Annotated in this window: 17 protein-coding genes; 10 read left to right on the top strand and 7 right to left on the bottom strand. The window is 71.0% G+C overall.

The genetic code is table 11. From position 1 onward, the window contains the following. Positions 1-15: 15 nt before the first annotated feature. Positions 16-282, bottom strand: a complete 267-nt coding sequence (locus tag ACZ69Q_RS28915; RefSeq protein WP_471047071.1) for a protealysin inhibitor emfourin — start codon at positions 280-282, stop codon at positions 16-18. Between the two features lie 21 nt (positions 283-303). Next, positions 304-1,374 (bottom strand): M4 family metallopeptidase, encoded by a 1,071-nt coding sequence (locus ACZ69Q_RS28910; RefSeq protein ID WP_471047069.1) that lies wholly within the window; start codon positions 1,372-1,374, stop codon positions 304-306. Positions 1,375-1,693: 319 nt separating this feature from the next. Between ACZ69Q_RS28910 and leuA the strand changes: the two genes are divergently transcribed. The 7 genes from leuA to ACZ69Q_RS28875 all read left to right on the top strand — a co-directional run bounded on the left by leuA (position 1,694) and on the right by ACZ69Q_RS28875 (position 13,868). Beyond that, positions 1,694-3,415: a 2-isopropylmalate synthase gene (gene leuA, locus ACZ69Q_RS28905; protein ID WP_471047067.1), complete on the top strand. Its 1,722-nt coding sequence runs from the start codon at positions 1,694-1,696 to the stop codon at positions 3,413-3,415. 271 nt (positions 3,416-3,686) lie between these two features. Continuing rightward, a complete protein-coding gene (locus tag ACZ69Q_RS28900) occupies positions 3,687-4,385 on the top strand; it encodes a TerB family tellurite resistance protein (protein ID WP_471047065.1) in 699 nt (232 codons plus the stop codon). 134 nt (positions 4,386-4,519) lie between these two features. Next, a complete protein-coding gene (locus ACZ69Q_RS28895; RefSeq protein ID WP_471047063.1) occupies positions 4,520-8,518 on the top strand; it encodes a tetratricopeptide repeat protein in 3,999 nt (1,332 codons plus the stop codon). 92 nt (positions 8,519-8,610) lie between these two features. After that, positions 8,611-10,695 (top strand): MMPL family transporter, encoded by a 2,085-nt coding sequence (locus ACZ69Q_RS28890; RefSeq protein ID WP_471047061.1) that lies wholly within the window; start codon positions 8,611-8,613, stop codon positions 10,693-10,695. A 55-nt stretch (positions 10,696-10,750) separates the two neighbouring features. Further along, complete coding sequence (locus tag ACZ69Q_RS28885) at positions 10,751-11,983, top strand: sensor histidine kinase (protein ID WP_471047059.1); 1,233 nt, start codon at positions 10,751-10,753, stop codon at positions 11,981-11,983. Continuing rightward, positions 11,980-12,639, top strand: a complete 660-nt coding sequence (locus ACZ69Q_RS28880; RefSeq protein WP_471047057.1) for a response regulator — start codon at positions 11,980-11,982, stop codon at positions 12,637-12,639. Before ACZ69Q_RS28885 ends, ACZ69Q_RS28880 begins: the two co-directional genes overlap by 4 nt. A 38-nt stretch (positions 12,640-12,677) precedes the next feature. After that, positions 12,678-13,868 (top strand): sialidase family protein, encoded by a 1,191-nt coding sequence (locus ACZ69Q_RS28875; protein ID WP_471047055.1) that lies wholly within the window; start codon positions 12,678-12,680, stop codon positions 13,866-13,868. A gap of 21 nt (positions 13,869-13,889) precedes the next feature. Here the strand turns inward: ACZ69Q_RS28875 and ACZ69Q_RS28870 are convergent, their stop codons facing one another. The 5 genes from ACZ69Q_RS28870 to ACZ69Q_RS28850 form a co-directional block, all read right to left on the bottom strand. Next, on the bottom strand, positions 13,890-14,825 hold the full coding sequence (locus ACZ69Q_RS28870; RefSeq protein WP_471047550.1) for a dihydrodipicolinate synthase family protein: 936 nt from the start codon (positions 14,823-14,825) through the stop codon (positions 13,890-13,892). After that, positions 14,825-15,832 carry an oligopeptide/dipeptide ABC transporter ATP-binding protein gene (locus ACZ69Q_RS28865; RefSeq protein WP_471047547.1) on the bottom strand — a complete coding sequence of 336 codons (1,008 nt, stop codon included), beginning with the start codon at positions 15,830-15,832 and terminating at the stop codon, positions 14,825-14,827. The genes ACZ69Q_RS28870 and ACZ69Q_RS28865 overlap by 1 nt, the downstream gene beginning before the upstream one ends. Before the next feature lie 119 nt (positions 15,833-15,951). Further along, positions 15,952-17,940 (bottom strand): dipeptide/oligopeptide/nickel ABC transporter permease/ATP-binding protein, encoded by a 1,989-nt coding sequence (locus ACZ69Q_RS28860; RefSeq protein WP_471047054.1) that lies wholly within the window; start codon positions 17,938-17,940, stop codon positions 15,952-15,954. Continuing rightward, positions 17,937-18,896 carry an ABC transporter permease gene (locus tag ACZ69Q_RS28855; RefSeq protein ID WP_471047052.1) on the bottom strand — a complete coding sequence of 320 codons (960 nt, stop codon included), beginning with the start codon at positions 18,894-18,896 and terminating at the stop codon, positions 17,937-17,939. The genes ACZ69Q_RS28860 and ACZ69Q_RS28855 overlap by 4 nt, the downstream gene beginning before the upstream one ends. 10 nt (positions 18,897-18,906) lie before the next feature. Next, entirely contained in the window at positions 18,907-20,535 is a 1,629-nt protein-coding gene (locus ACZ69Q_RS28850; protein WP_471047050.1) for an ABC transporter substrate-binding protein, read from the bottom strand. 239 nt (positions 20,536-20,774) lie between these two features. Between ACZ69Q_RS28850 and ACZ69Q_RS28845 the strand changes: the two genes are divergently transcribed. From ACZ69Q_RS28845 to ACZ69Q_RS28835, 3 genes are all read left to right on the top strand, one after another. Next, positions 20,775-21,518, top strand: a complete 744-nt coding sequence (locus ACZ69Q_RS28845) for a FadR/GntR family transcriptional regulator (protein WP_471047048.1) — start codon at positions 20,775-20,777, stop codon at positions 21,516-21,518. Positions 21,519-21,600: 82 nt separating this feature from the next. After that, the gene (locus ACZ69Q_RS28840; protein ID WP_346179987.1) at positions 21,601-22,011 is read left to right on the top strand and encodes a VOC family protein; all 411 of its coding nucleotides are present in this window, start codon (positions 21,601-21,603) and stop codon (positions 22,009-22,011) included. Between the two features lie 90 nt (positions 22,012-22,101). Beyond that, positions 22,102-24,465, top strand: a complete 2,364-nt coding sequence (locus ACZ69Q_RS28835) for an ATP-binding cassette domain-containing protein (protein WP_471047046.1) — start codon at positions 22,102-22,104, stop codon at positions 24,463-24,465. The last annotated feature ends 2 nt before the right edge of the window (positions 24,466-24,467 follow it).

The raw sequence follows: 24,467 nt of genomic DNA, 5'->3' as shown, positions 1-24,467 counted from the left end.
GGCGTGAACTGCCCGTTACGCTCCTTCCTTCAGCACCCTTGTGATCAGCTTGCGCTGCTCGTCGGTGAGCCGGGGATCCGAGCAGTACACCGTCCTGCCGTCCACGGTGATCTGGTAGCTGAAGCCGTCCGGAACCCCGACCGGGGGCGTGCCCCGGCCGGACGCGACCGCGCGCTCGGCCAGGGCCTGCCACTCCTGGGCGTCGGGCCGCCCCGAGGTGTCCACCTCGGCGTACCGCTCGATGCCCGCGAATCCGCCCGTGCGCCGTACCTGAATACGCATGGGTCCCTGTCTAGTACGGACTTACGGGATTCGCACCCCGACCTGTTCCCATGCCTTCGACACGGCCTGGAGTTCCTCGCCGCCGTCGCCGAACCGCTCGCGCGCGGCCTTGACCGTGAGCGCCGCGAAGTCGGTGAACATGGCCCGGTCCGACAGCTCGCCGCCGGTCAGCACGTCGTACCAGACCTGCCCCGCCTTCTCCCAGGCGTTTCCGCCGAGCGCGGTGGCGGCCAGGTAGAAGGCGTGGTTGGGGATGCCGGAGTTGATGTGGACACCGCCGTTGTCGCGGCCGGTGCGGACGTATTCGTCCATCGTCGCGGGCTGCGGGTCCTTGCCGAGCACGTCGTCGTCGTACGCGCTGCCCGGCTCCTTCATGGAGCGCAGGGCCTTGCCGGAGACGCTGGGGGCGAGCAGGCCAGCGCCGATCAGCCAGTCGGCCTCGGCGGCGGTCTGGCCGAGCGTGTACTGCTTGATCAGGGAGCCGAAGACGTCCGACATCGACTCGTTCAGCGCGCCCGGCTGGCCGTAGTACGTGAGGTTGGCCGTGTACTGGGTGACGCCGTGCGTGAGCTCGTGGCCGATCACGTCGATCGGGATGGTGAAGTCGAGGAAGATCTCGCCGTCACCGTCGCCGAACACCATCTGCTCGCCGTTCCAGAAGGCGTTGTTGTAGTTCTCGTCGTAGTGGACGGTGGCGTCCAGCGGCAGGCCGTCGCCGTCGATGGAGTGGCGGGCGTAGGCCTTGAGGAAGAGCTCGAAGGTGGCGCCGAGCCCGGAGAAGGCGCGGTTGACCGTGGCGTCCTGGCCGGGGTCCGCGCCCTCGCCGCGGACCTTGGTGCCGGGCAGGGCGGTGCCGTGCCGTGCGTCGTAGATGGTGCGCAGCGGCTGGTCCGACGGTGCCTTCGCCGTCGGAGCCGCCGCGAGGGCGAACTCGGTCGTGACACGGCGCCTGCCGCGCAGCTCGCTGTCGCGCATCAGGGTGCGGCGGGCGGGGCCGGACAGGGCCGGGTCGTCGTTGCGGGCCAGTTTGTCCAGGACATGTGGTGGTACGACGGTGCAGAAGACGGGCTCGAAGCCCCCGTTGGTCGTCATGTCCGGCACCATTGCACTGCGTTAGCTGACTGTCACTAGTCGCAACCATGATTGGTGAAATATGCGGATAGGGAGCCGCACTCTCCGTGACGGAGTGGTATGGCGCACGTTTTGCCCTATTTGCCCCTGGGGTCCCGCATACTGATACAGCGCCCCGCATCCGGAGAGGCTCGGCTAGCATGCTTCGCATCATGCGTTTCGGGCTGCTTCTTCTTAGCTGCCGCGGCGAGGGCCTGTAGTCCAGGTCGACTCCCTCCCCGCGGAGCTTCGCGTTGCGTCGTCGGCCGTCCTTCCGGACATCCTGAGGAGCCCCGCAGACATGGCGAACCGCCAGCAGCCCAGCACCATGCCGATCCACAAGTACGGCCGCTACGACCAGGTCGACATCCCCGACCGGACCTGGCCGGGCAAGCGTGTCACCGCCGCTCCCCGCTGGCTCTCCACCGACCTGCGTGACGGCAACCAGGCCCTGATCGACCCGATGTCGCCCGAGCGCAAGCGCCGGATGTTCGACCAACTGGTCAAGATGGGCTACAAGGAGATCGAGGTCGGCTTCCCCGCGTCGGGCCAGACCGACTTCGACTTCGTGCGCTCCATCATCGAGGAGCCCGGGGCCATCCCCGACGACGTCACCATCTCCGTACTGACCCAGGCCCGCGAGGACCTGATCGAGCGCACGGTGGAGTCGCTGAAGGGTGCCAGGCGGGCCACCGTCCACCTGTACAACGCCACCGCCCCCGTCTTCCGCCGCGTGGTCTTCCGCGGCTCCAAGGACGACATCAAGCAGATCGCCGTGGACGGCACCCGTCTGGTGATGGAGTACGCCGAGAAGCTGCTGGGCCCGGAGACCGAGTTCGGCTACCAGTACAGCCCGGAGATCTTCACCGACACCGAGCTGGACTTCGCGCTGGAGGTCTGCGAGGCGGTGATGGACGTCTACCAGCCCGGTCCCGGCCGCGAGATCATCCTCAACCTGCCCGCCACGGTGGAGCGTTCGACGCCGTCCACGCACGCGGACCGCTTCGAGTGGATGCACCGCAACCTGACGCGCCGCGAGCACGTCGTGCTGTCGGTCCACCCGCACAACGACCGCGGTACGGCGGTGGCGGCGGCCGAGCTGGCGCTGATGGCCGGCGCCGACCGCATCGAGGGCTGTCTGTTCGGGCAGGGCGAGCGCACCGGCAACGTCGACCTGGTCACCCTGGGCATGAACCTGTTCTCCCAGGGCGTCGACCCGCAGATCGACTTCTCCGACATCGACGAGATCCGTCGCACGTGGGAGTACTGCAACCAGATGGAGGTCCACCCGCGCCACCCGTACGTGGGCGACCTGGTCTACACGTCCTTCTCCGGCTCCCACCAGGACGCCATCAAGAAGGGCTTCGACGCCATGGAGGCCGACGCGGCCGCGCGCGGGGTCACCGTCGACGACATCGAGTGGGCCGTGCCCTACCTGCCGATCGACCCGAAGGACGTCGGCCGTTCCTACGAGGCGGTCATCCGCGTCAACTCGCAGTCCGGCAAGGGCGGTATCGCGTACGTCCTGAAGAACGACCACAAGCTGGACCTGCCGCGCCGGATGCAGATCGAGTTCTCGAAGCTCATCCAGGCCAAGACCGACGCCGAGGGCGGCGAGGTCACCGGCGGCGACATCTGGGCGGTCTTCCAGGACGAGTACCTGCCGAACCCCGAGAACCCGTGGGGTCGCGTCCAGGTCAAGAACGGCCAGTCGACGACCGACACGGACGGCGTGGACACACTGAAGGTGGAGGCCACCGTCGACGGCGTCGACACGGTCCTGACCGGTACCGGCAATGGTCCTATCTCGGCCTTCTTCGACGCGCTGGCGAAGATCGACATCGACGCGCGTCTGCTGGACTACCAGGAGCACACGATGAGCGAGGGTGCGTCCGCGCAGGCCGCCTCCTACATCGAATGCGCGATCGACGGCAAGGTTCTGTGGGGCATCGGCATCGACGCCAACACCACGCGTGCCTCGCTGAAGGCGGTCGTCTCCGCCGTCAACCGGGCGGCTCGCTGACGGTTCGCTCCGCGGGGGGCTGTGTACATTCGGTCGGCCGCGGCGTCGTCGTGGCTGGTCGCGCAGTTCCCCGCGCCCCTTCAGGGCGTTGTCGCACCCGGAGTTTTCGGGCCCCGTCCGCCGTATTTCGGTGGGCGGGGTTCGCTCATTTCCGGCCATTGACCTGTGCAGGTCACGGAAAGGTCTCGTCCGGGGTACTGACTCCACGTCCGTGATGTGGCTAACATCACGCAAGCGCGGCGATGTTGCCGCGGCGTTACGGAGGTGCGACGTGCTGCCAGGACGGGTACGAAACGGCCGTGCCGCCAGGCTTGCGCGCATCCTGGGCACCCGCACCGCATGGTCGGCCGTGGGCGACGGTGAGTTCTTCTGCCCCGGATGCGGAGGCGACCGCAACTACCAGCGGCTGACCGGCCATCGCCGCTTCACGCTGCTCGGCGTGCCGGTGCTGCCGCGCGGCGAGACCGCCCCCGTCGTGGAGTGCGCGGCCTGCCGCCGCCACTTCGGCACCGACGTCCTCGACCATCCGACCACCACCCGCTTCTCCGCGATGCTCCGCGACGCCGTCCACACGGTCGCCCTCGCGGTGCTGGCGGCCGGCGGCACCTGCGCCCGTACGTCCCTGGAGACCGCCGCGGCCACCGTGCGCGCGGCCGGCTTCGAGGACTGCACGGAGGACCAGCTCAATGCCCTGGTCGAGGCCCTGGCCGCCGACACCGGCCGCGTCTTCTCCGAGCCCTGCGGTGCCGGCCTCGCCATAGAGCTCCACGAGGCCCTGGACCCCCTGGCCCCGCACCTCGCCCCCGCCGGCCGCGAATCGATCCTCCTCCAGGGAGCCCGCATCGCCCTGGCCGACGGCCCGTACACCCCCGCCGAACGAGACGCCCTCGCGACGGTCGGCGCGGCCCTCACCATCTGCACGGACGACGTGACGAGGCTGCTGGCGGCGGCGGCACGCACGCCTTCCTGAGCTCCGACGAGCGGTCCCGGCCGTTCGCCTTCCTGAGCTCCGACGAGCCGTCTCGACCGTTCGCCTTCCTGAGCTGCCCGCACTCCCGCACAATCGTGCCGTGCGCCGGAGGGGCGGCGCCTGAAGGGGGCGGCATGCGGCCGGGAGTGCGCTGGGCGGTGGCGATCGGGCTCGCCCTCTTGGGCTTCGGGGCCACCTTCGCGGTCTTCTACGGCGCGGGACTTCCCCTGCTGCCCTCGCAGGACGGCGACCGCGCCTCGGTCGCCGTCGGCGCCGGCACGGTCGTCGCCGCCGCGATCACCGCGTGGAGCGCCTGGTACGCCACCCACCGAGCCGCGCCCGCCCCTGCCGCCGACGCCCCGGTCCGGCTCGACTTCGCCCACTCGACCATCTCCGTCACCGCCAACGGGCAGCCGGCCGAGCCGGTCAGGCCCCTGGTACGCATGGGCGACCTGCCCCGCCGTCCGGTCGGCTTCCAGCCGCGCGACGATCTCGTCGCCGAACTCGCCCGGACCGCGGCGGACCACCGTCTGGCGGTCGTCCGCACGGTGACCGGTACGCGAGGCGTCGGCAAGACCCAGCTCGCTGCCGCGTACGCCCGCCTGCGCGTCGAGGACGAGTGGCCCGTGGTCGCCTGGATCAATGGCGAGACGCGCGGCCAACTGGTCTCCGGTCTCGCCGAACTGGCCGCCCAGCTCGGAGTGCGGGAACCGGGCGAGGACGCGGAGACCTCGGCGCGGGCGGCGCTGACCTGGATCGGTCGCACCGACGAGCAGTGCCTGCTGGTCGTCGACAACGCCGTCGATCCCGACGAGGCCGCCGACTGGCTGCCCACGGTGGGGCGGGCGGAGGTGGTCGTGACCACGACCAGCCGGGCCTTCGGGAACATCGCGGCGGGAGGGCAGGTGGACGTCGGGGTGTTCACCCCGCAGGAGGCGCTCGCCTTCCTCCGGGAGCGGACCGGGCTCGACGACGACGAGGGGGCTCGTGCCCTCGCCGAGGAACTCGGGCGGCTGCCCGTCGCCCTCGCCCAGTCCGCCGCCGTGATCAAGAGCGAGCACATCGGGTACGAGGGGTGCCTGCGGCGGTTGCGGACGATGCCGGTGGGGCAGTTGCTGGCGGCGGTGCCGGGTGAGCGGTATCCGCACCGGGCCGCCGAGGCCGTACTGGTCTCCGTCCAGCAGGTGGAGGGCTACGACGACACGGGCTTGGTCCGGCCTCTCCTGGACGCCCTCGCCCTGCTGTCGCCCGCGGGGGTGCCCGGTGCGCTGCTGTACGCGATCGCCCGGCGGCAGGGGCAGGAGTCCGGCACGGCGGTCGAGCGCGCGGCCGGCCGACTTGTCGAGGCCTCGCTCGCCACGAGGATGGGCGCCCAGAGCATCGCCGTACACCGGCTCACCCGTCGTGTGCTCCAGGACCGCGTTCGGGCGGAGGGGACTCTCGCCGAGGCGGCGGCGACGATCGCGCAGTGCCTGGAGGAGGACCGGGTACCGCTGGGCGAGGCATGGGAACGCAGGGAGGAGGGCGGCCAACTCGTCGACCAGATCGACGCGTTGTGGAACGCCGTGGTGAGCGACCTCGCCGATCTGGGGCAGGAGTGCGCCGAGCGCCTTGCGCGGCTGCGCGGCTGGATGGCGCGGTATCTGTATGAGGTCGGGGAGTCCGGGCGGGCCCTGGACGCGGCCGAGGAGACCCTGCTGTGCCTGGAGACCGGGCCCGACACACAGTCGGGGGCCGTGCCGACCGCCTTGAGATCCCTGGCCGGCATCCGGGCAAGGGCCGGCCGCGCCGAGGGAGCCGTCGCCGCTCTCCAGCGGCTGCATGCTCTCCTGGAAGAGGCCAATGGCCCCGACGCCGAGGAGACCCTGACCATCCGCAGCGACCTGGCGCAGGCCCACAGCTCGGCGGGCCACTTCGATGTCGCCGTATCCATGTGTGAACGCCTCGTCGAGGACTTCGAGCGGCTCGGCGGACCTGACCACAGCCGCACCATCGAGGCCCGGGCCACCCTGGCGGAGATGTACGCCGAGGCGGGACGGCTGGCCGAAGCCGTCGCCGTGTCGGAGTCCCTGCGCGAGCGGCTTATGCCGGCGGACGCGGTGGACCCCCTGCGCAACTCCGACGAGCTGAGCCGCCTGGCGGACTTCTACGACTCGGTGGGCCGCGCCGCCGAGGGCGTGGACCTGCTGCGGCGACTGCTCGCGGAGCGTGCGGCGGGCGGGGACCACGACGAGTCGGAGACGGTGTGGATCAGGAACCGCCTGGCGTACAACTGCATGTCGGCGGGCCTGTACGAGGAGGCACTGGAGGCCGCCCGACGTGCGCTGCGCGACGCCGAGCGGCTGTTCGCCGACACCCCGGCGCGGATCGCGACGCTGCGCGTGACCTGGGCGGACGCCCTGACACAGCAGGAACGCTATGACGAGGCCCTGGCCGAACTCCGGCGTGTCGTCGACGACTTGGTGGCGCTGCACGGCCGGGACCACCCCGATGTCCTCGACGCGCGGCGCTCGCTCGTGCGGGCCCTGAGCAGTGCGGACAGGTTCCAGGAAGCCTACGAGCAGGCACGACGACTCCTCGCGGACTACGAACGGTTACTGAGTCCCGACGACACCGCCACCCTTCGCGCCCGCGACCTGTACGCCGACACCTGCGCGGACGCGGCACAGCACACCGAGGCGATCGCGGTGTCGCGGCAGGTCCTGCGGGACGCGGAGCGGATCCACGGTCGGGGCCACCCCTGGACACTGGGCTGCCGCGTCGACCTGGCCGTCGCGCTGAACGGAGCCCAGTCCCACGACGAGGCCGAAACCCTGCTCCGGCGGACGCGTACGGACATCGCACGCCACCTCGGCTCACGCCACCCGCTGCTGCGCCGGGTGGACGACGTGCTGGCCTGGGTGCTGCACTCGGCCAACCGCCGACAGGAGGTCCGTGACCTGCGCGCCCGTGCGCTTCAGGAGCGCATCGCGGACCACGGCGCCGACGATGCCGCCGTTCCCTGGCTCGGCGCCATGGTCGGCCAGGCCGAACTGTGGCTGGGCGACTACGACAGTGCCGTGGCCCGCTACCAGGAGGCCCTCGCGACGGCGGAACGGCGCAGCGGCGCCGGGCACCGGCACACGATCATTCTGCGGCGCAGGCTGGCGGGCGCCTACGGCAGCGCCTACCGCGTACAGGAATGGCTGGCGACCATCACGCAGGTCGTCGAGGAGTTCACGCGGTTCTACGGCGAGCAGCACCACTGGACGTTGGTCGTCCGCTCCGAGCGGGCCGACGCCGTGCGACGCTCCGGGAAGCGCCGACAGGCGCTCCGTCTGCGCCGTGCCCTGTACCCGGACTATGTGCGTGCCCTCGGGCCGGACCATCCGTACACCATCGAGCTCCTGGACGACCTGGCCGACGACCACCGAGCGGTCAACCGCCGGTTCAAGGCGCTCCGCATCCGGCGCAGGGTGCTCGCGCTGGAGACCGCCAGGACCGCGGAGGACAGCCAGGAGAGCCTGAGGGCCCTGCGATCACTGGGCCACGCCTACTGGTCGGTGGGCCTGGTGTGGAAGTGCGCCGCCGTGCAGCGGCGACTGCTGAGCAGGATGCTCGCGCTCTACGGCCCGGACCATCCGGAGGTGCTGGACCAGCGCCGCTACGTGGCCGGCAGCCTGCGCGCCACCGGCCGCTTGAGGCGGTCACTCGCCGCCTACCGGAGCCTTGTCGCCGACAACGAGCGGATCCACGGCCCCGATCACCGCGAGACGCTCGACGCCCGCGGCAGCGAGGCCTGGGCCCTGCGCCTGACCGGACGGGTCCGCAAGTCCGTCACGGCATACACCGCACTCGTCGCCGACAGCACTCGCCTGCACGGCCCGGACCACGCGGGAACCTGGCAGCGGCGGCGGCTCCACGCCTACGCGGTCCTCTGGTCCGGACACCCCCGGCGCGCCTTCGACCTGGCCGACTCCGTCTTCGCCGACGGCATCCGCACGCTCGGCGCGGACCACCCCGACGTACGCCGCGGCCTGCGCAGACTCGCCCTTCTGGCCCTGGCCACCGGGCACCCCCGCAAGGCGCTCGACGCATTTCGCCGCAGTACTCCCTGGGGAGTAACCCCCGCCCCGGGCCACCCCGCGCAGTAGCCCCCAACTCCCCCTCCCGCCCGACGATCGGCCACCTTCCTGCCGGAAGTCTGGAAGCGACCCAGACATCCGACCGGAAGGGGGCCCGTCTCATGGGGGCCGTAAGGACGAGTGCGCGGCGGCGGGCGGTGCCCTGGCTTGTGCTCGGGTTGTGGATCGCCGTGCTGGCCATCGCGTCGCCGTTCGCGTCGAAACTCGCGGACGTGCAGCGGGACCGGGCCGTCGACTATCTGCCGGCCAGTGCCGATTCCACGCAGGTGGCCAGGATCCAGGAACGGCTGCCCGGCGGTGAGGCCACCGAGATGGTCGTCGTGTATCACCGGGACGGCGGGCTGACCTCCGGTGACAAGGCGGCCGCGGCCGGGCAGATCGAGCGGATCGCGGGCGAGCACAAGCTCACCGGTGAACCGCGGGGCGTGCCGTCGGGGGACGGGACCACGTTGATGTACCCGATCGCGAGCACCGAGCCGGGGACCGACGAGGAGGCGCGCGACCGGCTCGTCAACGACGTCAGGGACGTCGCGCGGGGGAGCGACGGGCTGAGCGTCGACGTCGGTGGGCCGGGGGCGCTCGCCACCGACGCGAGCGAGGTCTACAACTCGCTCGACGGGCCACTGCTCTACACCACCGCCGCCGTCGTCGCGCTGCTGCTGATCCTCATCTACCGCAGCCCGTTCCTGTGGCTGGTGCCGCTCGCCGTCGCGGGCATGGCCGACTATCTGTCGATGGGCGTCGCCTACGGGCTCAACCAGGCGTTCGGGACGTCGGTTTCCGGCCAGAGCTCCGGGATCATGACCATCCTCGTGTTCGGCGCCGGGACCGACTACGCCCTGCTGCTCGTCTCGCGCTACCGGGAAGAGCTACGGCGCATCGAGCGGCCCTACGACGCCATGGTCGCCGCGCTCAAGGGCTGCGGGCCCGCCGTGCTCGCCTCCTCCGGCACCGTCGCCGCCGGACTGCTGTGCCTGCTCGCCGCCGACCTCAACTCCAGCCGGGGCATGGGCCCGCTCGGCACCGTCGGCGTGCTGTGCGCCCTGTTCGCCATGCTGACGTTGCTGCCCGCGATCCTCGTCCTGCTCGGCCGGCGCGTCTTCTGGCCGCTCGTGCCGCGCCACGGCAGCACGCCCAAGGCCCGCCGGTCCCTGTTCACCGCGATGGGCGACTCCGCCGGACGCCGGCCCCTCACCGTCCTCGCGGGCGGCGCGGTCCTGCTCGGCGCGCTCGCGCTCGGCACCCTCAATCTGCCCGGCAGCCTCAAGCAGGAGGACTCCTTCACGTCCAAGCCCGACGCGGTCGCCGCCATGGAGACGCTCGCCAAGGCCTACCCCGAGCGCGGCACCCAGCCCATCAGCGTCATCACACCGGACGACCGCGCCGAGGCGACCCTCGCGTCGATCCGCGGCACCCGGGGCGTCGACAGCGCGCAGGAAGGCCGTACCGGAGACGGCTGGACCGAGATCTCCGTCATCGCCACCGCACCGCCCCAGTCCGCCGCGGAGAGCGCCACCATCGAGGCCCTGCGCGACAAGCTCGACGGCTCCTACGTCGGCGGGCCCAGCGCCCAGCAGCTCGACCTGAAGGACACCAACGCCCGCGACCGCCTGACCGTCGTGCCGATCGTGCTGTTGTCCGTGCTGCTGATCCTCGTCGCCCTGCTGCGCTCGCTCGTCGCGCCGCTGATCCTGGTGGCGGCCGTGGTCGCGGTGTGGGCCGCGGCTCTCGGCATCGGCGGACTCGTCTTCGGGCCGGTCTTCGGCTTCGAGGGCACCGACCCCGGACTGGGCCTGCTGTCCTTCGTGTTCCTGGTCGCCCTCGGCGTCGACTACGGCATCTTCCTGATGCACCGGATGCGCGAGGAGTGCCTGAACGGCGCCGAACCGGCCTCGGCCGCGCTCACCGCGCTGCGCACGACGGGCGGCGTCATCGCCTCCGCCGGACTCGTCCTCGCCGCCACCTTCGCGGTGCTCACCAACATGCCGCTGGTGCAGCTCGTCGAGCTGGGCTTCGTCATCGCCGTCGGCGTGCTGCTGGACACCTTCCTCGTCCGCACCTACCTGGTCACCAGCGCCGGCGTCGCGCTCGGGCGCAAGGTGTGGTGGCCGGGCCCGCTCTCCCGGGCGCCGAAGCCGCCCGTGCCGCCGAAGGAACCGGAGCGCGTGGCCGTGTCCGCCCACTGATCCGACGGGCGCCCCTCCCTCCCGGAGGGGCGCCCCCATCGCGGAGGATGAGCCCGTGCAGGCGAACAGGACACAGGTACGGCCCCGCGTCGGCGAGCGGGTCATGGCGGCGATCAACCGCGACCCCATGACGGCCCCGCACCGCAGCCGCAACGACGCGCTGCTGGCCGCCGGGTGGGCCGTCCTCGCCACGGCGATGGCCCTGCTCGGCGACGACGGGCGCCGGCCCGACGCGCTCGGCTGGGCCCTGCTGCTCGCCGCCCACGTCCCCCTGGTGTGGCGGCGCCACCGTCCGCTGCTGGTCCTGGTCGCGGTGATGGTCTGCATCGCCCCGTACCACGCCCTCGACTACAACCACGTCGCGCCCATCTTCGCGACCATGGTGGTGCTGTACACGGTCGCGGCGACCGGCACGGTGCGCCGCACGCTGCTCACCGGCGCCGCCGTCCTCGGCGTGACCCTGATCCTCAACGCCCTCACCAACCCCGACGAGACGCTGGAGCTGCTGCGGATCTCCGGCTGGGTCTTCGCGTTCCTCTTCAGCGGGATGGACGTCCGCTACTACCGGCGGTACTTCGCCGCCGTCGTCGAGCGCGCCGAGCGCGCCGAACGCACCCGCGAGGAGGAGGCCCGTCGCCGCGTCGCCGAGGAGCGCCTGCGCATCGCCCGGGACCTGCACGACCTGCTCGCCCACAGCATCACCCTCATCGGCGTGCAGACGTCGGTGGCCGCGCACGTACTGGCGGCGGACCCCGAGCGGCTGGACCGCGCGACGATCGCCAAGGCGCTCGACGACATCGCCGAGACCTGCCGCACGGCACGCGGTGAAGTGCGCGGCACGCTGGAGGTGCTGCGCGCACAGGGCGTCGCGGGCGAGACCCGCGGCCCGCTGCCCGGCCTGGACGGAGTGCCGGACCTGGTGGAGACGGCGCGGCTCGCGGGAGCGCGGGTCGCCTCGGACGTACGGGTGCGCGAGGCACCGCCCGCCGTGGGCGCGGCGGCATACCGGATCGTGCAGGAGGCGCTGACGAACGCGGTCCGGCACGCGGGCCCCGAACCGGCCGTGCGCGTCGCGCTGTACGAGGAGCGGGGCGCCCTGCGTCTTTCGGTCACCGACGACGGCCCCCGCCCCGCCCCCGCCGGGCAGCCCCCGGGCTATGGTCTGGTCGGGATGCGTGAGCGGGCCCGCAGCGTGGGTGGCACCCTCGACGCCGGGCCGCGCGACGAGGGGGGTTTCGAAGTGAGCGCAGTACTGCCCACCGGCACCGGCCGGGAGGGAGAGCGATGATCCGCGTCCTGCTCGCGGACGACCAGACGCTCGTCAGGGAGGCGTTCGCCATGCTGGTCGAGTCGGCCCCGGACATGGAGGTCGTCGGCCAGGCGGCCACCGGCCGGGAGGCCGCGGAGCTGGCCCGTGGTTCGCGCGCCGACCTCGTCGTGATGGACATCCGCATGCCCGACCTCGACGGCATCGAGGCGACCCGGCTGATCGCGGCGGACGAGGACTTGGCCGGAGTGCGCGTGCTGGTCCTGACCACCTACGACACCGACGAGAACATCGTGGACGCGCTGCGCGCCGGTGCCTCCGGGTTCCTCGTCAAGGACACCCGCCCGGCCGAACTCCTCGACGCCATCCGTACGGTGGCCGCGGGCGAGGCCCTGCTCTCGCCGGGGCCGACCGCACGGCTGATCGAGCGGTTCCTGCGCAGCCCATCGGCACCCGCGGCCGGCGGACCCGAATGCCTGTCCGAACGTGAACGCGAAGTGCTGACGCTGGTCGCGCGCGGACTCAACAACACGGAGATCGCCGAAGCGTTGGGACTCAGTCCGCTCACGGCCAAGACCCATGTCAGCCGCATCATGGGCAAGCTGGGGGCACGGGACCGGGCGCAGCTCGTCATCGTGGCGTATGAGTCAGGGATGGTGAGTCCGGGGAGCCTGTGACGGACAGGTAATGTCTGACCCTCCGTCAAGGGAGCTCGATGACCATCCTGAGCCGCACAGTCCTGGCCACCGCAGTACTCCTGACCACCCCACTCACCACCGCAGGCACCGCCTCGGCGGACCCCGGCTGCACGTCCTCCGTCCCGTACGTCTCGGGCGAGGACGGCTACGACACGTACCGCATCCCGGCGACGGTCACGACCCCGCGGGGCACGGTGCTGGCCTTCGCCGAGGGCCGGCACGACGGGGCCGGTGACACCGGCGACATCGATGTCGTCCTCAGACGGTCCCTCGACGGCGGCTGCACCTGGGGACCGGTGGCGGTGGTCGCCGCGGGGGAGGGGGACACGCGGGGCAACCCGGCGCCGGTGGTGGATCCGCTCACCGGCGCGGTCGTGCTGGTCACCTCCTACAACAGCGGGGATGTGACGGAGGCGCAGATCATGCGGGGTGAGGCGACGCCGGAGCAGAGCCGCCGGGTGTTCGTGCAGCGCAGCACGGACGACGGCCGCACCTTCGGCTCCCCGCGCGATGTCACGGATGACGTGAAGCCGGCGAACTGGCGTTGGTACGCGACGGGCCCCGGGCACGCCATCGCCCTCCAGCGCGGAAAGCACGCGGGGCGGCTGGTGGTCCCCTCGAACCACTCGGTGGCCCCGCCGGCGGGGTCCGGCGACACGGGGCAGGAGGCGAAGTACTACGGCGCGCACGCCATCTACAGCGACGACGGCGGGCGCACCTGGCAGACCGGCTTCGTCGACGAGACGTACGACGGCTACAGCAACGCCAACGAATCCACCGCCGCCGAACTCCCCGACGGCAGGGTGTACTTCAACTCCCGGGACCAGCTCGGCACGAGCGCGGGCAACCGCCTCGACAGCGTCTCCAGCGACGGCGGCGAGAGCCTGGACCGGCCGTACACGGTCCAGCCCACCCTGAACGATGTGCCGGTGGTGGAGGGCAGCGTCCTCCAACTCCCGGGCGCAGGGGCTCCGTTGATGTTCTCCGGCCCGTCCGTCCCCACCGCCCGCCAGTCGATGGCCGTATGGCGCAGCACCGACGGCGGGGCGACCTTCACGAAGGCGCTGACGCTGTCCCAGCAGCGGGCCGCGTACTCCGACCTGGTGCGGCTCGACCGGCACACGGTGGGGCTGCTGTACGAGACGGGGCAGTCGGGCACGTACGAGACCATCGAGTTCCGCCGGCTGCCGGTGACCGATCTCAGCTAGCGGCCACCGGGGGAGACCCGGCTACAGCAGGCCCGCACCCGCCAGGAACTTCCCCACCCGTTCCACCTCCTCCGGCGACAGCGGCACCTGGGGCTCCGCTGTCGCCGGGCAGTCGATGACGCCCCTCAGGTGCAGTGCCGCCTTGAACGCGCCCAGCGCGGAGGAGCTGCCGCCCATCCGCTCGGGGTCGCCGACGGTCACCATGCCGAACAGGGCGCACAGGCGTTCCTGCTCGGCACGGGCCGACTCGCGGTCGCCGGAGCGGTACAGGCGGTCGAGACGGACGTACCCCGCCGGGTCGACGTTGGCCAGCCCCGGCACCGCCCCGTCGGCGCCGACCGCGAGGGCCGCGTCGACGATGAGTTCGGAGCCGGTCAGCACGCTGAAGCCCTTGAGGTCGGGCCGGTTGCGGACACCCATGACGACCTCGCGGAAACCGGCCAGATCGCCGCTGGAGTCCTTCAGCCCCGCCAGCGCCCCCTCGGCGGCCAGGTCCAGGATCACCTCGGCGGGCAGTTTGGTGTGCACGGCGGACGGCAGGTCGTAGGCGATGACCGGGACCGGGCTGGCCGTCGCGATCAGGCGGTAGTGGCGGGCGATCTCGGCGGGGTGGGTGCGCGCGTAGAAGGGTGCCGTCGCCACCACGGCGTCCGCGCCCGCCTCCGTGACCTGCCGTACGTGGTCCAGGACCCGCGGCGTCGTCATGTCGATCACGCCGGCCAGGACCGGGAGCCGGCCGGCCGCGTGCCGTACGGCCGTCTCCACCACCAGTTGCCGCTGCCGGTCCGTCAGATACGCCACCTCCGACGTCGAGCCGAGCACGAACAGGCCGTGCACCCCGCCCGCCATAAGATGGTCGATCAGTCTGCGCAGTGACGGGACGTCCACCTCGCGGTCCGGTGTCAGGGGCGTGCAGACGGGCGGGACGACACCGGTGAGCGGGGTGGGGATCATGATCAGGGCTCCCTGGAACTGTGGCTCTGTCGTACGAGGTCGCGGGTGGCCTCGCCCTCCTCCACTGGATGGTGACACCTGTAACGGTGCGCGGGGCTCGACGCGGCCGAGAACTCCGGCATCGCCTGCGCACATACCCCGTCCGCCTTCCAGCACCTGGTCCGGAAGGGGCAACCGCTGGGCGGCCGGGTCGCCGACGGGACCGGCCCGACCAGCGGGATCGGGTCGATGGGGTCCAGCAGCCCGGGGGTCGCGGAGAACAGGGCGCGGGTGTACGGGTGCCGGGAGCCGTCGGTGACGTCGGCCGCCGGGACCTCCTCGACGATCCGGCCCAGGTACATCGTGATCACACGGTCGCTCATCCGGCGTACCGTCTGGATGTCGTGCGAGACGAAGACCAGGGCCAGGCCCAGCCGCTCCTTCAGGTCCAGCAGGAGGTTCAGGATCTGGGCGCGCACCGAGACGTCCAGGGCGCTCGTCGGCTCGTCCGCCACCACCAGGTCGGGGTCCAGAGCCAGCGCGCGGGCGATGGCGACGCGCTGGCGCTGGCCGCCCGAGAGCTGGCCGGGCAGGGCGTCGGTCAGGGCGCGGGGCAGCCCCACCAGGGACATCAACTCCCGCACCCGGTCCTCGCGCTCGCGCTTCGTGCCGCGGTCGTGCACGTCCAGCGGGTCCCGCAGTATCTGGCGGACCGGCAGCCTGCGGTTCAGGGCCGTCGACGGGTCCTGGAAGATCATGCCCGTGCCGGCGCCCACCGCCGTCCTGCGCTCGGCCGGCGTCATACTCCACAGGTCACGCCCCCGGAACGCCACGCTCCCCGACGTCGGCCGCTGCACCCCCACCAGCACCTTCGCCAGCGTCGACTTGCCGCACCCCGACTCACCGACCACGCCCACCGTCTCGCCGGGCGCGATGGTGAGGTCGGCGCCGGTCAGGGCGTACACCCTGTCCCGGGTGAACAGTCCGCCGCTGCGCGCCTTGTGCACGACGTGCGCGTCGGACAGCTCCACCAGCACGCCCGGCTGAGCCGGGCCCCGTCCCTGGTCCGTCCCGGCCGTGCTCGCCTTGCTCAGGGTCACGTCGCCCGCGCTCACCGCGCCCAGGCCGTCCGCGTTCATCTCACTCGCGCTCATGTCACCGCCTCGCTCTCCGAGCGGTCAGTCGGCGCCAGAAGGATCGCCGGATGGTGGCAGGCCGCCGTGTGTGTCGGTGTCCCCACCAGGGCGGGCGCGGTCGTGAGGCACACCTCGCTCGCCAGCGGGCAGCGGTCCGCGAAACGGCAGCCCGCCGGGAAGTCCGCGGGGGAGGGGACCACGCCCTTGATCTGCGTCATCCGCTCCTGCGCCGACTCCAGCGACAGCACGCTGCCCAGCAGACCCCGCGTGTAGTGATGCGCGGGCGCCTCCACCAGGTCGGAGGTCACGCCGGTCTCGACGATCTGGCCGCCATACATGACGACCACCCGGTCGGTGACGTCCGCGATCAGTGCGAGGTCGTGCGAGACGAGGATCAGGGCGAAGCCGAGCTCCTCCCGCAGCCTCAGCATCAGCTCTATGATCTGCGCCTGCACGGTGACGTCCAGCGCGGTCGTCGGCTCGTCCGCGACGATCAGCTTCGGGTCCCGGGACAGCGCCATGGCGATCAGGACGCGCTGGCGCTGGCCGCCGGAGAGCTCGTGCGGATAGCTGCGCAGGGTGCGTTCGGGGTCGAGGCCGACCAGGGTCAGCAGCTCGTGCGGGCTGCGCCGGCCGCCACGGCGTACGACCTGCTTGAGCTGCGAGCGGATCGTCATCGCCGGGTTCAGGGACGACAGGGCGTCCTGGTAGATCATCGCCATCTCGTGGCCCAGCAGCTTGCGCCGTACGCGCATCGGCTCGCCGACCAACTGGCGCTGGTTGAAGCGCACATGGCCGCGCACCCGGGCGCCCTTCGGCTCCAGGCCCATCACCGCGAGCGCGGTCAGCGACTTCCCGCAGCCCGACTCGCCGACCAGGCCCAGCACCTCGCCGGGCTGCACCTCGAAGCTGATGCCGTCGACGATGTCCACGCCGCCGTGCCGGTCCTCGAACCCGATGGCCAGGTTCTCCACCGCGAGCACCGGGAGCTGCCCCCCGGGCAACGGCCGTGCACGTGACCGCAGCCGGGCCGCGGCCTGCGTGAGCCCGGGCAACTGAAGGACCTTGCCACTGCCCGGCTCCGGTGCCTGGAGCCGGTCGTGCTCGTCCTTCACGTCGACCTCGCGCGCGGACGGCGCCGCCCACGCGTCCGAGACACCCTCGGAGAGGATGTTCAGACACAGCACGGTCACCAGCATCAGCAGCCCGGGGAAGACGGTCGCCCACCAGCCGCCGGTCAGCACCATGTTCTTGCCGTCGGCGATGACGCTGCCCCAGGACGGGTCCGGCGGCCGGACGCCCGCGCCGATGAAGGACAGCGACGCCTCGAAGACGATCGCCTCCGCCACCTGCACGGTGCAGAACACCAGCACCGGCGCGGCACAGTTGATCGCCACGTGCTTGATGACGATGTGCGGGGTGCGGGCGCCGATGACCCGTTCCGCCGTCACATAGTCCTCGCCGTACTGGTCGAGGACGTTCGCCCGGACCACCCGGGCCACGGGTGGGGTGAACAGGAAGGCGATGGCGCAGATCAGGACGGTGATGCCGCCGCCGAAGACGGCGACGAGCACGGCGGCCAGCGCGATGCCCGGGAACGCCATCACCACATCCAGGCAGCGCATCAGCGTCTCGTCGACCGCCTTGCGCGAGGTCGCCGCGACGGCGCCGATGAGCGCGCCGACGACGAGCGCGAGCGCGGTCGCGCCGAGCCCGATCGCCAGCGACCAGCGGGCGCCGTACATCAGCCGGCTCAGGATGTCCCGGCCGAGGCTGTCCTGGCCCATCCAGTGCCCGGCGGACGGATGCCCGGTGCCGTCGACCGGCGGTTGCTGGTCGAGCGGGTCGTGCGGGGCGAGGAGCGGGGCGAACAGCGCCACCACGACGACGACGGCCAGGAAGCAGACCGCCACCTTCGACAGCGTCGGCAGCTTGCGCCAGCCGCGCAGACGGATGCCGGGCCGGGACAGCGCCTCGGCCAGGCGCTTGCGGTTGAACGTCACGTCGCCTCCCGCAGCCGCGGGTTGACCAGCAGATACAGGATGTCGATCACGAGGTTGACGACGACGAAGCCGATCGCCGTGGTGATGACGACGCCCTGGACCACGGCGGGGTCACCGTTCTTGACCGCGTCGATCATCAGCTTCCCCATGCCCGGCAGGGAGAAGATCGTCTCGATGACGACCGCGCCGCCCAGCAGATAGCCGACCCGCAGACCGAGGACGGTCAGCGGGTTGATCAGGGCGTTGCGCAGCACGTTCCGGCCGACGACCACCCGCGGCGGCAGGCCGCTGCCGATCGCCGTGCGGACGTAGTCCTTGTCCAGCTCCTCCACCACCGACGTCCGCACGATCCGCGTGAGCTGCGCCGCCACCGGCAGCGACAGCGCGAGGGCGGGCAGGGTCATCGTCTTCAGCCAGCCGGTGAAGGAGTCGGCCGGGTTGATGTAGCCGCCGGTCGGGAACCAGCCGAGATCGACGGCGAGGTACTGGATCATCAGCAGCGCCAGCCAGAAGCCGGGGGCGGCGACCCCGGTGAGGGAGACGACGCGGATGATCTGGTCGGGCAGGCGGTCGCGGTAGATGGCCGCGGTGACGCCGCCGGCCAGCGACAGGACGACCGCGATGCCGAGTCCCAGGAAGGTGAGCTGGATGGTCAGCGGCAGCGCGGTCATGACCTGGTCGATGACCGCGCCCCGGGTCAGGGCGCTGGTGCCCATGTCGCCGTGGACCAGGTCGCCGATGAAGGCGACGTAGCGCACGGGCAGGGGATCCAGCAGGCCGTTCTGCTCGCGGAAGTCGTGGAGCTGCTGGGCGGTGGGGTTGGCGCCCTGGAAGAACGCGGACGCCGGGTCGACGTCCGAGAACCGCATGACCAGGAACACGAACAGCACGATGCCCAGCATCAGCGGCACGAGCAGCAGAACGCGCCTGGCCAGGATCCTGACGACGGTGATCACTCAGTGACTCCTAGGCCCACTTGGCCTGGAGGAGGTTGATGCCGGGGTACGGCTGTGCCCTTATCCCGGTGAGCTCCTTCGGGTTCCACGCGGTCATCAGCTCGTTGTGGACGACCGGGTAGAGGACGGCCTGCTCGGCGACGATGTCGATGTAGTCCTGGACCATCGCCTTCTTCTTCTCGGCGTCCGGCTCCTGGGTCGCCCGGTCCATGTCCTTGAACAGCGCCTTGGCGACGGAGTTGTCCGCCCACCGCGTGTACTGCATCCACAGGTTCTCGGGCCCGTAGTTGTAATGCATGATCAGATCCGCGTCGAGGCCGAACTGGTTGGGGTTCGAGGCGGCGGCGACGACCTGGTAGTCCTGCTTCTGGTCCATCTTGGTGAAGACGGCCGTCGTCTCCTGCGGCGAGAGGGTCGTCTCGACACCGATCGCGTCCCAGGACGACTTGATGGTCGGCAGGCAGTCCACGATCCAGCTCACGTTCACCGAGAGGATCTCGACCTTCAGCCCGCTGACCCCGGCCTGCTTCAGCAGCGCCTTGGCCTTGTCGGGGTCGTAGTCGTAGACGCTCTTGGCGCGGCGGTAGCTGGGGTTGGCCTCGTTGAGGAAGGAGCTCGACGGCTTCCCGTGCCCCTTGAGGGCGACCTCGATCATCTTGCCGGTGTCGATGGCGTAGTGCAGGGCCTGGCGCACGCGCACGTCGTCGAAGGGCTTGTGCTTGGTGTTGAACATCAGGAACAGGTTGTTCATCCCGGCGCCGCCGGCGACGGTCAGGCCGCCGCTCTCGAGCTGGCCGATGTTGGCGTACGGGATGTTGTCGGCGATCTGCGCACCCGCGCTCGCGCCGGAGATCCGGGCCACACGCGGTGCCGCGTCCACGATGGTCAGCCAGTTCATCTTCTTGAAGGCCGCCTTGCGCGGGCCGTTGTAGTCCGGATACGCCTCGAAGGTGGTGTTGGACTTCGGGTGGTGCGCGCTCTGCACGTACGGCCCGGAACCGATCGCCTTGCCCTTGATGGCCTCGTCCCAGGCGCCCGGCTGGGAGAACACGTGCTTGGGCATGATCTTGGCGAGGGTGAGCCGGGCGAGGCCGTCCGGGAAGGGGAACTTCAGCACCAGCTCGACGTTCTGCGCGTCGATCTTGCGCACTTCCTTCAGCCAGCTCGCAAAGAAGCCCTTGGCGAGGGTCTGGGTCTTCGGGTCGAGGATCCGGTCGAAGACGAAGACCACGTCGTCGGCGGTGACCGGCTTGCCGTCGTGGAACTTGGCGCCCGCGCGCAGGGTGAACTTCCACGACGTGGCATTCGGGTCGGCCGGCACCTGCGTGGCGAGCGCGGCGTACGGCTCGCGGGAGATCGGGTCGGTGTCGAGGAGGCCCTCGTAGATGTGGTTGTTGGCGGCCATGCAGAAGGCGGACGCCGTCTGGGTGGGGTCCCAGCTACCGTCGTTGCCGTAGCCGATCACGGCGGTGAGGGTCCGGTTCTGGCCACCGCCCCCGCCGGTCTCGTTCGTGGACTCCGGCCCCGACGAGCAGGCCGACAGCGACGCGGAGACGGCGGCGGCCGCGCCCAGCGCGCCGGTGTACTTCAGGAACGACCGGCGGTGCAGCGCCGGCACGTCGTGGGTCACGTCGCGCACGGTTCCTCCAGCGGTGGGTGGTGTGCTCCGGCGATGGGGTGATGCGAGGAGATACGACGTCCTACGTCCTGACGGTCAGCGCGACCATAGGTGGGGCGATGGGGGCGGTCAAGGGATCTCACACGAATGGCGCATCTGCCACAGGTCGGACCAATGGCGCTGTGAAATGGCGAGAGTTGACCCCCCGTCAGGGGCGATTACGGGAGACATGGGACGTGGGACGTCCGGGTGCGCGTACGATGCGCCGCATGCCCGGGCAGCCCAGGAACAGCCGTACGTCCGAGGAGTCCAGGAACAGCCGGATCCAGCGCCAGGTCATGCAGCTCATCATCGACCGCAGGCTCCAGGCCGGCGCCCTCCTGCCCACCGAGGCCGAGCTCATGGAGGACCTCGGCGTCAGCCGCAACTCCGTGCGCGAGGCGCTCAAGGCCCTCCAGGCCCTCGACATCGTGGAGATCAGGCACGGCTACGGGACGTATGTCGGCCAGGCCTCGCTCACCCCGCTGATCGACGGTCTGACCTTCCGCACGCTCGCCCGGCACGACCACGACACCGGCGCCCTCGCGGAGATCCTCCAGGTGCGCGAGGTGCTGGAGGAGGGGCTGATCCGGCGGGTGGCGGCGACGGTGAGCGAGGGCGAGCTGGACCGACTGGAGGCGGTCGTGTCGCGGATGGAGGCGGCGGGGCGGTCCGGGCGGCCCTTTCCGGAGCTGGACCGCGAGTTCCACGAGCTGCTGTACGCCTCGCTGGGCAACGACCTCGTGCCGCAGTTGCTCGCCGCGTTCTGGACGGTGTTCCGCCGCGTGAACGGCGCCCGCGGGCGCCCCGACGACCCCTCGCCCGAGGTCACCGCCCGCTGGCACCGCGACATCGTCACCGCCCTGCGCGCCGGTGACGTCGAGGGCGCGCAGAGGGCGATGACGGTCCATTTCCGGGGGATCGAGGCGCGGGCGGGACGCGATCTTTCAGGACGGGACAGGTAGGGGCGGAAGGAATCCGCGATGTCGCCGAGGCCGGTCAGGAATCGAGAAGCGCCGTCACCGTGCCACGGCTAGCGTGACGGGCATGGACATCAGCATTCACGCCAGTTTTCTTCCGCACGACGACCCGGACGCCTCCCTGGCCTTCTACCGCGACGCCCTCGGCTTCGAGGTGCGCACCGACGTCGGACAGGGCAAGATGCGCTGGATCACGGTCGGCCCGGCGGGTCAGCCCGGCACGTCCATCCTGCTCGCGCCGCCCGCCGCGGACCCCGGCGTCACCGACGACGAGCGCCGCGTCATCGCCGAGATGATGGCCAAGGGCACCTACGGCTGGATCCTGCTGGCCACCGGGAACGTCGACGACACCTTCGAGAAGGTCCAGGCGAGCGGCGCCGAGGTCGTCCAGGAGCCCACCGACCAGCCGTACGGCATCCGCGACTGTGCTTTCCGCGACCCCGCGGGCAACCTGGTCCGTATCCAGGAGCGCGGCTGAGTCCACCCCGCGGCCCACCCTGCTCCCCGCCCCGCGCCCCACCTCCCTCACCGGCGACGTCCCGACCGAATTGCAGATGGAGATCTCACGATGACCGAGCCGCACGTTGCCGACAGCCATGACCTGATCCGCGTGCACGGCGCGCGGGAGAACAACCTCAAGGACGTCAGCATCGAGATCCCCAAGCGCCGGCTGACGGTGTTCACCGGGGTCTCCGGCTCGGGCAAGAGCTCGCTGGTGTTCGACACGATCGCCGCCGAGTCGCAGCGGCTGATCAACGAGACCTACAGCGCGTTCCTGCAAGGGTTCATGCCGAACCTCGCGCGGCCCGAGGTCGACGTCCTGGACGGTCTGACCACCGCCATCACCGTCGACCAGCAGCGCATGGGCTCCGACCCGCGCTCCACCGTCGGCACCGCCACCGACGCCAACGCGATGCTGCGGATCCTCTTCAGCCGGCTCGGCAAGCCGCACATCGGCCCGCCCGCCGCGTACTCCTTCAACGTCGCCTCGGTCTCCGCGAGCGGCGGGTTCACGATCGACCGGGGTGCCGACAAGACCAGGACCGAGAAGGTCTCCTTCAGCCGCACCGGCGGCATGTGCACGCACTGTGAGGGCCGGGGCCGGGTCTCCGACATCGACCTCACACAGCTCTACGACGACTCCAAGTCGCTGTCCGAGGACCCGTTCACCATCCCCACCTACACGGGAGACGGGTGGGTCGTGCGGGTCATCACCGAGTCGGGCTTCTTCGACAAGGAGAAGCCGATCGCGAAGTACACCAAGAAGGAGCGGCACGACTTCCTCTACCGCGAGCCGACCAAGGTCAAGATCAACGGGGTCAACCTCACCTACGAGGGCCTGATCCCCAAGCTGCAGAAGACCTTCCTGTCCAAGGACCGCGAGTCGATGCAGCCGCACATCCGGGCCTTCGTGGACCGGGCGGTCACCTTCGCCGAGTGTCCCGACTGCGGCGGCACCCGGCTCAGCGAACTGGCCCGCTCCTCGAAGATCGGCAAGGTCAACATCGCCGACGCCTGCGCGATGGAGATCCGCGACCTCGCCGAATGGGTACGGGGACTCAAGGCACCGTCGGTGGCGCCGCTGCTCGCCAAGCTCCAGCACAGCCTCGACTCGTTCGTGGAGATCGGCCTCGGCTATCTCTCCCTCGACCGGGCCTCGGGCACGCTGTCCGGCGGTGAGGCGCAGCGCACCAAGATGATCCGCCACCTCGGCTCCTCGCTCACCGACGTCACCTACGTCTTCGACGAGCCCACCATCGGCCTGCACCCGCACGACATCCAGCGCATGAACAACCTGCTGCTGCGCCTGCGGGACAAGGGCAACACGGTGCTCGTGGTGGAGCACAAGCCGGAGACGATCGCCATCGCCGACCACGTCGTGGACCTCGGCCCCGGCGCGGGCACGGCGGGCGGCACCGTCTGCTTCGAGGGCACCCTCGACGGGCTGCGCGCCTCCGACACCGTCACCGGCCGTCACCTCGACGACCGGGCCAAGCTCAAGGAGTCGGTCCGCGAGGCCACCGGGAAGCTGGCGATCCGCGGGGCCACCGCCAACAACCTCCAGGACGTCGACGTCGACATTCCGCTCGGCGTGCTCTGCGTCGTCACCGGCGTCGCCGGCTCCGGCAAGAGCTCGCTCGTGCACGGCTCCATCCCGGCGCCGGAGGGAGTGGTCTCGGTGGACCAGACGCCGATCCGCGGCTCGCGGCGCAGCAACCCGGCCACGTACACCGGACTGCTGGAGCCGATCCGCAAGGCGTTCGCCAAGGCCAACGGCGTCAAGCCGGCCCTGTTCAGCGCCAACTCCGAGGGCGCCTGCCCCACCTGCAACGGCGCCGGCGTCATCTACACCGACCTGGCGATCATGCAGAGCGTCGCCACGACCTGCGAGGACTGCGAGGGCAAGCGGTTCGACGCGTCGGTGCTGGAGTACCACTTCGGCGGGCGGGACATCAGCGAGGTGCTCGCGATGTCGGTGACCGAGGCCGAGGAGTTCTTCCGCGAGGGCGAGGCGCGCATCCCGGCCGCGCACCGGATCGTCGAGCGGATGGCGGAGGTCGGGCTCGGCTACCTCACCCTCGGCCAGCCGCTGACCACGCTGTCCGGCGGTGAGCGGCAGCGGCTGAAGCTGGCCGTGCACATGGCCGACAAGGGCGGGGTGTACGTCCTCGACGAACCGACGACCGGTCTGCACCTGGCCGACGTCGAGCAGCTCCTCGGTCTGCTGGACCGGCTCGTGGAGTCCGGCAAGTCGGTCATCGTCATCGAGCACCACCAGGCCGTGATGGCGCACGCCGACTGGATCATCGACCTCGGCCCCGGCGCCGGTCACGACGGCGGCCGGATCGTCTTCGAGGGCACCCCCGCCGACCTCGTCGCCGAGCGCTCCACCCTCACCGGTGAGCACCTCGCGGCCTACGTCGGCGGCTGAGC

It is taken from the genome of Streptomyces sp. NPDC036764, assembly GCF_055609385.1.
Note: the sequence above shows the minus strand (reverse complement) of the source record. Positions and strands in the feature narration are given on the sequence as shown.